The following is a 6,552-nucleotide window of genomic DNA, read 5'->3' on the forward strand; positions in this document are numbered from 1 at the left end:
AGCGGGATATGCCCCGGCAAGCCGGGGCATAGAGCGCGAATTGCGCAAGCGCAATTCGAATTCCAGCGCAAGCGCTGGAATGGAATTCCGTAAACGGAATTCCGAACGGAATGCAATTCGCGCAAGCGCGAATTGGAGGCGACCGCGCAAGCGCGATCACCCGGGCTGGCTACGAGGGAGGTGCATCACGCGCGCGCCTGTGTAGGGCTTGGGAATCCCAGCCACCACCCCCGCAACGGATGTGACGGACCATCGGCCTGACGGGGTGCCGGCCCCAGCGCAATGACGGGTTCCGCTGCGCTCCACCCGAACCCCTCCCTCGCCCTCGAAACCGGCCACTCACGTTCACGAATACCCCGCCAGCATACACGTCAACCCGCAACCATGGGGCTGGATCCGTCGATGCGTCACTCGAGAGGGCGAACGCGCGGCGAGGGTGATGCATCACGCTCGTGCGCTGTGTAGCGTTTGGGTCCTGGCTACACCACCCCAACCCCGGCCGAATAACTCCCGGTGGAATTCAAAACTGCGCGGCCCTCGAATAGCTCAGCCACAGAACGGAAGCCCGATATGGGAACGCTGGAATTCAACGTGCGGAGGTACCTGAGCCGATCGGCCGCCAGGCCGGGCGGCGGAACCCACCACCGGCAGCGGCCACGCTTCCGTGCTTTTGAGCGTCACGGCCGGTACAACCCGAGACTCAGAGCCGCTGCTGCCGCCTACGGTCCGCACCGGCCCCACGGAGCCGCACGCGAAGCCGCCTCAGCCCCGGCCGGGAGCCGACGCGCAGCAGCTGGCGGACCGTCGGCGGATGGATCCGCGGTCTCCCCGTCCAGCCGCCGCCTCGCCGCTGCATGGAGCGGTCGGAGGGCGCGGCGTGGGACCCCTGGGCGCACCTCTACAAGATCAGATAGGCGCGACGCTCTGACCTGCGGAAACGCGGAAGATGCATTCACCCAGGGTGCATAGATCGTGGTCGTGGGCGGCGAGATGTATGCACGTAGGTGACTAGATCGTTCCTGTCCAGAGACACGCCCGCCGCGTGCATGGATCTTCTGCATAACATCGCAGATCTGCTATGTTATGCGCCACCAACGATCATGAAGGAGAGGCCCGTGGCCCAGCCCTTGAGGCGCAGCGCGGAGGCGCCGGTGAAGGCGTCTCGGCTGGCCCCTGCGCCCCCGCCGGCCGATGCCGTCAACGGCATGGAGTCCGCGCAGAATCTGCTGAAGCGGTTCGAGAAGCTCGCCAAAAAGGGCGGCACCTTCAGCACGAACCCCGAGGTCAAGCCGTACATCTTCTACGGCAGCCAGCACCTGAGCGCCTCCCAGGTGATCCAGGAGAACCTCTGGAAGTTCAAGCTCTCCGCGATGTCCCGCGACGTCCTGGACCACATGGCGACCAACCACGACGACCAGGCGCTGGTGGAGATGACCCAGAGCAGCCTCGCCGTGAAGTTCGGCGTCTCGCAGTCGAAGGTCAGCAGGGCGATCGGACAGCTCAGCCGCCACAACTTCACCTGGAAGGAACGCCGGGGCGTGTACCGGCTTCACCCGCTCTACGCTTACCGGTGGGGCAGCGTGAAGCAGCGGCGGCTGGTGAAGTCGCTGGAGAAGGCGTTGCTCGCGCACGAGATCGTCATCCCGACTGTGAGGAACGAGGCCACGCGATGAGCGACACCGTCCCTGGTTTCCACAACCCGGAGATCTTCGAGGTCCTGCCGAACGCCTGCCTGTCACCGACGGCGCGCGACGTGTTCGACGTCCTCACCGCCCGCCAGGAGCCCGGTGGTCTGGTCCGTGTCCGGCAGCAGGACATCGCTGAACGGCTTGGGCTGACCCAGTCGGTCGTCTCCCGCGCGATCGGCCAGCTGCGGGACAAGGGCATCCTCAGCGAGCGGCAGCGCAAGGGCGAGGTGCTGATCCACCCGCTCTTGGCTGCCTACGAGTCGCTCTCCCACATGGTCAACCACCTCAAGGACCCCGACACGTTCGTGTGGCCGCTGAACTTCCCCACGGGCGACATTCGGCCCCCGCGAGCCCGCGACGCCCGGACAGGCACCGACTTCGACCCGGACCCGGACGGTGGCGAGGACGCCCCGGCCCCCGAGGCCCGGCCCGCCCTCCGGCTAGCCGGCTGAACCGCCGCCGCACGTCCCGCACCACCACGGCGCCCCCCGTTCCCCGGGAGGGCGCCGTCGTCGTTCCCGGCCGGAACGGAGCAGCGTCGGTAGCACCAGGTAAACCGGATCGTTCTGGAGCAGCAGAACAAAACCAGCGTCGCCTGTTGCACCACCGTGGCCGGCCTGCGACCCGTGCAGCAGCCTTGTGCTACGCGGGCCCATGCAATTCCTGCGCTGCATCCACGACACCACCCTGCTCCCGTCGACGACCACCACCAGGAGCAGCGCCAGGTCCCTGCCGAAGGCCTTCGCCTCACACCTGACAGCCTCACAGCGCACCCTGTTCACCCGGGGAAACGGGGTGTGTGGCTCACAGCAGGAGTCGGGTGTCAGGTGAGCGGTGGCGGTCAGAGGACGGTGCCGTGAAGGGCGCGGGGGTCCCCGGACATCGCGTAGCGGCGGGCGGCGAGGCCGTGTTCGAGGGGCTCGCCGATCTGCTCGCACAGCAGCGCCATGACGCCGGTCGCCGCCTCGGTGTCGGACAGGTAGGCCGGCGCGACTTCGAGCATCAGCTCGCCGATCGCGTGCGCGCTGGAGAAGAGGTTGGTGGTGAGCTGGCGCCCCGCGGCGACTACGGGATCCGCCGACGGATCGACGGGTGGTGGAGGCGGGGCGATGCGGACGTCACGGACGGCCTGGCGGACCACCGCGCGCACCGTCGGCTCATCGAGGGCCTGGAGGCCGCTGTGGGCGAGCGCGGCGAGTCGGCGGGTGATCAGCTCCGCGACGACGTCCGTACGGCCGGAGACAGCGATCAGGGCGCGCTGGGACAGGCCGTAGTCGAGCGCGGCCGCGCCAGGGCCGGTGTCTCGCGTGCGAGACGTCTCGGTGCCGGCGTCGACGGCACCGTGGATCGCGGCTAGGGCGCGGGCGACGTCCAGGAGCCGGTACGCCTGCGCGCGGCTGATGCCGAACTCCGCGTCGCAGTACGCCTCCCAGCTGCTGTGCCCGAGCGGCACCCAGACGCGGGCGGCGTGCGCGTCACGGACCCGGGCGGCGAGCACCGCCACGGAGCGCCGGACGTCCTCCATCGCCTCGTGTAGCCCGGCCGTCATCTCCCGGGCGCGGGCCGCGGTGAGCGGCGGCCGCGCCGGTTCGGCGCCGTGCTCCTGGTCCTCGTACTGCTCGCCCACGACTCCATCGTCCTCCGCGCTGGCGGGCGGCACCAGGGCGTGCGGAAGCACCGGCGCGATCCCCGCCTCACACCCTCACAGCCTCACAGTTCACCTCGTCTGCCTGGGGAAACGGGCTGTGAGCCTGCCAGCCTCACAGCGTGACACCGTGCGGGGCGCGGGTCTGTCACGCTGATCCGCGACGGCGGGCGCGGGCCCCGCCCGTACGACGCGAAGGGGGCCAGGTGGCGGGGATCGAGCGGGAGCCGGCGGAGGTGCGGATACCCAAGGCGGCGCTGGACGCCTTCGCTGCGGCGCTGAGTGTGCGCACGGTGGCGATGCGGACGTGGCCCGACGGCATCGAGTGGATGTACCCGGTGGGCACGTGGGACGAGGCGCACCTGGAGGTCGCGCTCATGCCCGGCGGCGAGGAGGTGTGGCTGCGGATGTCCACCGACCGCTCCAGCGTCGCCGTGTGGAGCATCGAGCAGTGGTGGGCCTTCTCGGGGGAGCTGCCTGGAGCGACGCCGCCAGCCTGAGACGTGAAGCCCACGGCGGGTTCGGCCGGCGCACGGATGGCGGAGGTCAGCGTGGCTTCGGCGAGCCCGGGTCGTTGAAGCACCCGGCCGCGCTGTAGTCCCTGTGGCGGGGCGCTGATCGCCAATAGGAACGCGAACGAGGACCGATGCCGAAGAAGCCCGTCCACGACCCGACGTACGGCTACGACCCGGAGACGAAGACTGTCCGGGTCGGTCAGCACGACCTGGCGCGGCTGCTGTTGATGTTCCGCTCGCTGATGCGCGAGCAGAAGCCGGGCTCGTGGGATCACATGCACGACTACGACCTGTCCTTCGAGCGCCTCGCCGACGCGGTCGATGCCAGCTCACAGATCCGGTACGGCAAGCGCTGGACCGGGCCTGATCTGCGGATGCGCTGCACCACAACCGAGCCGGTCTACGACTGGCCCGAGGGCGCACCGTACGACGGGGAGGCGACGTTCACCTGGAACGTGCCGGGCCACGGCTCGCACGCCAGCGAGGACGACCAGGTCCAGCACTACTCGAACACGGCGCTGTGCGGGTTCAGCTGGGCGAAGGCCGATAGGCCGCGCCGGGTGAAGGGCCTGCCGGACTGTCCCGAGTGCCGGCGGGAGGTCCAGCTCGGTGCCGAACGGCCCCGCGGCAGCTGGTGACTACCGGTTTACCAGAGCGCCTGCACACCGAACGCTTCCGCCCGAGCATCGTCGTCGCCGGTGACGGCGGCGAGGTCACGTTCAGCACCACCGGTAAGACCGTCGGCGCGGACGGTGCCACGCCGTTGCTGGACGTCGGCGAGGAGGCCGGCGTGCTCATGCCCTCCGGGTGCCGCATGGGCATCTGCTTCGGCTGTGTCACGCCGCTCAAGGCGGGTGCCGTCCGCGACCTGCGCACCGGCGAGATCACCGAGGCCGAGCCGGGCGTCCTCATCCAGACCTGCGTGTCCGCCGCGGCGGGCCCCTGCGACATCGAACGGTAGGAGCACCTTGACCGCCATCGACCCCACCGCCCACCTGACCGCGGAGCAGATCGAGGAGCTCGGCCGCGAGCTGGACGCGATCCGCGACGAGGTGATCGCCGGCCGCGGCGAGAAGGACGCCGCCTACATCCGTAAGGTCATCTCGGCGCAGCGCAAGCTCGAGCTGGTCAGCAGGGGCGTGCTGCTGTTCTCGATCTTCCCGCCCGCGTGGCTGATCGGCACCGCCGGTCTGTCCGTGGCCAAGATCATGGACAACATGGAGATCGGCCACAACGTCCTGCACGGCCAGTGGGACTGGATGCGGGACCCGAAGATCCACTCCACCACCTGGGACTGGGATCACGTCTCGCCGGCCGATCAGTGGAAGCACTCGCACAACGAGCTGCACCACACGTACACCAACGTGATCGGCAAGGACAACGACCTCGGCTACGGCATCATGCGCGTCGACGAGGACCAGAAGTGGCACCCGTTCCACCTCGGCCAGCCGCTGTGGAACTTCATCAACGCCTGCTTCTTCGAGTACGGCATCGCAGCGTACGACCTGGAGCTCGGCAAGAACCTGCACAAGCGCCGCCGCAAGAGCCCGGAGTTCCGCGCGCGGGCCAGGGCCGTGGGCCGAAAGATCCGCAAGCAGGTGCTCAAGGACTACGTGATCCACCCGCTGCTGTCGGGCCCGTCGTTCCTCCCCACGCTCGCCGCCACATTCACCGCAAACCTGGTCCGCAACCTCTGGACCCACTCGGTGATCATGTGCGGGCACTTCCCCGAGGGCGTGCAGGTCTTCGAGCGCCGGTCGATCAAGGGCGAGACGCGCGGCCAGTGGTACCTGCGCCAGATGATGGGCTCGGCGAACATCAGTGGCAGCAAGGCCATGCACTTCATGACCGGCAACCTGTCGCACCAGATCGAGCACCACCTGTTCCCGGACCTGCCGAGCAACCGGTACGCCGAGGTCGCGGTGAAGGTGCGCGCGTTGTTCGAGAAGTACGAGCTGGCGTACGTCACCGGGCCGCTGCCCAAGCAGGTGTTCTCCGCATGGCACAAGGTCTTCCGGCTGTCGCTGCCGAACAAGAAGCCCAAGGTCAAAACGCCGGCCCGCGAGCAGGAGCTCATCGCGGCCTGATTCCAGGCAACTGGTTCAGATCCTTCGGCCGTACCGGCGGCACCGCCGGGTTCGTGAGATCCGTTGCGGACGGTGGGCGACCGCCACATCGGACTGTACGACACGGGATGCCGTGGGACTGACTGGCAGGGACACGGCATCCCGTGCCGGGTGGCCGCCGAGCTGATGCGGCTCGGCGGCCCGCCGGCTCAGTCCTCGGCGACGCGGATGATCGTCTTGCCGTGAGTCCGCTTGTCCGGTGTGAACGCGGCGACCGCTTCGGTGAGCGGCCGCACGTCACCGATGATCGGCTTGAGGCGATCGTCCCGCAATCGTTGGGCGAGGTCGCTCAGGCGGACGCGATCGGGTTCGACGACGAAGAAGACAGCACGTCCGTCGCGGGGGTGGACGGTGACGGGCTCGGCGATGCTGACCAGGGTGCCACCGGGGCGGACCAGAGCGGTGGAACGTTCGAGGATTTCGCCGCCGATCACGTCGAACACCACGTCGACATCGCCGATGTCCTCCAGCTTCTCGGCCTGGAGGTCGACGAAGGCGTGGGCGCCCAGACCCAGTGCAGTGTCACGGTCGTCGGCACGTCCTGTGCCGATCACCTGGGCTCCCGCCGCGCGGGCCAG

Annotated in this window: 7 protein-coding genes and 1 pseudogene; 6 read left to right on the plus strand and 2 right to left on the minus strand. The window is 68.8% G+C overall.

Annotated features, from left to right (window positions below; translation table 11 throughout):
* Positions 1–1,115 precede the first annotated feature (1,115 nt).
* The gene (locus ABZ281_RS31945; protein WP_356661152.1) at positions 1,116–1,673 is read left to right on the plus strand and encodes a hypothetical protein; all 558 of its coding nucleotides are present in this window, start codon (positions 1,116–1,118) and stop codon (positions 1,671–1,673) included.
* A complete protein-coding gene (locus ABZ281_RS31950; RefSeq protein WP_356661154.1) occupies positions 1,670–2,140 on the plus strand; it encodes a helix-turn-helix domain-containing protein in 471 nt (156 codons plus the stop codon). The genes ABZ281_RS31945 and ABZ281_RS31950 overlap by 4 nt, the downstream gene beginning before the upstream one ends.
* 389 nt (positions 2,141–2,529) lie before the next feature.
* Here ABZ281_RS31950 and ABZ281_RS31955 read toward each other — a convergent pair whose 3' ends face one another.
* On the minus strand, positions 2,530–3,366 hold the full coding sequence (locus ABZ281_RS31955; protein ID WP_356661156.1) for a hypothetical protein: 837 nt from the start codon (positions 3,364–3,366) through the stop codon (positions 2,530–2,532).
* 173 nt (positions 3,367–3,539) lie between these two features.
* Between ABZ281_RS31955 and ABZ281_RS31960 the strand changes: the two genes are divergently transcribed.
* The 4 genes and pseudogenes from ABZ281_RS31960 (at position 3,540) to ABZ281_RS31975 (ending at position 5,935) form a co-directional block, all read left to right on the plus strand.
* The gene (locus ABZ281_RS31960; RefSeq protein WP_356661158.1) at positions 3,540–3,833 is read left to right on the plus strand and encodes a hypothetical protein; all 294 of its coding nucleotides are present in this window, start codon (positions 3,540–3,542) and stop codon (positions 3,831–3,833) included.
* Between the two features lie 146 nt (positions 3,834–3,979).
* Entirely contained in the window at positions 3,980–4,486 is a 507-nt protein-coding gene (locus ABZ281_RS31965; protein ID WP_356661159.1) for a hypothetical protein, read from the plus strand.
* A gap of 5 nt (positions 4,487–4,491) precedes the next feature.
* Positions 4,492–4,809 (plus strand): annotated as a pseudogene (locus tag ABZ281_RS31970) (2Fe-2S iron-sulfur cluster binding domain-containing protein); the annotation flags it as partial.
* A 7-nt stretch (positions 4,810–4,816) separates the two neighbouring features.
* Positions 4,817–5,935, plus strand: a complete 1,119-nt coding sequence (locus tag ABZ281_RS31975) for an acyl-CoA desaturase (protein ID WP_356661161.1) — start codon at positions 4,817–4,819, stop codon at positions 5,933–5,935.
* A gap of 188 nt (positions 5,936–6,123) precedes the next feature.
* On the opposite strand, the gene ABZ281_RS31980 is transcribed toward ABZ281_RS31975, so the two are convergent.
* The coding region (locus ABZ281_RS31980) for a zinc-binding dehydrogenase (RefSeq protein ID WP_356661163.1) at positions 6,124–6,552 on the minus strand (429 nt) is incomplete at its 5' end.

Source organism: Streptomyces sp. NPDC006265 (assembly GCF_040613555.1).
Classification (GTDB): domain Bacteria; phylum Actinomycetota; class Actinomycetes; order Streptomycetales; family Streptomycetaceae; genus Streptomyces.

Coding starts and splice junctions, on each gene's coding strand:
- ABZ281_RS31965 (WP_356661159.1), top strand. CDS start 3,980: ATGCCGAAGAAGCCCGTCCACGACCCGACGTACGGCTACGACCCGGAG.
- ABZ281_RS31950 (WP_356661154.1), top strand. CDS start 1,670: ATGAGCGACACCGTCCCTGGTTTCCACAACCCGGAGATCTTCGAGGTC.